A 623-nucleotide genomic window follows, 5' to 3' on the forward strand; every position below is an offset into this window, starting at 1 on the left:
GGACGTGGCCGCCGGGCTGGCGGGGGCGCTGGGGCTCTCCGGGGACTTCCTCGCCACGCGGGTGTCGTACGAACTGGACCTGACGGGCCCGGCGATGACGGTGCAGACGGCGTGCTCCACGTCGTTGGTGGCGTTGCACCTGGCCTGTCAGTCGCTGCTCGCGGGCGAGTGCGACCTGGCGCTCGCGGGGGGCGTGTCCATCCGCACGCCGCAGCTGGGGGCGCACCGCAACCAGGAGGGCGGCATCCTGGCGCCGGATGGGAGGTGCCGGCCGTTCGACGTGAACGCGGCGGGGACGGCGGTGGGCAATGGCGTGGGGATGCTGGTGCTCAAGCGGCTGGCGGACGCGGTGGCGGACCGGGACAACATCCGGGCCATCGTGCTGGGCACGGCGCTGAACAACGACGGGGGCGCGAAGACGGGGTTCTCGGCGCCTTCGGTGCAGGGGCAGGCGGCGGTCATCCGCGAGGCGCTGTCGGTGGCGGGCGTGGCGCCGTCGGACGTGTCCTATGTGGAGGCGCACGGGACGGCGACGGCGTTGGGGGATCCGATTGAGGTCGCGGCGCTCAAGCAGGTGTTCCAGGGGGGGGCGCCCGGCGCGTGTGGTCTGGGCGGGGTGAAGA

1 protein-coding gene is annotated in these 623 nt (G+C 73.8%); it reads left to right on the plus strand.

Annotated elements, in window-relative coordinates; all coding sequences use genetic code 11:
* Positions 1-623, plus strand: a 623-nt coding sequence (locus tag D7V80_RS41145; protein ID WP_147447415.1) for a polyketide synthase, incomplete at both ends; no start/stop codon positions are given.

The sequence above is a fragment of the Corallococcus sp. CA054B genome (genome assembly GCF_003611625.1).
GTDB lineage: Bacteria > Myxococcota > Myxococcia > Myxococcales > Myxococcaceae > Corallococcus > Corallococcus coralloides.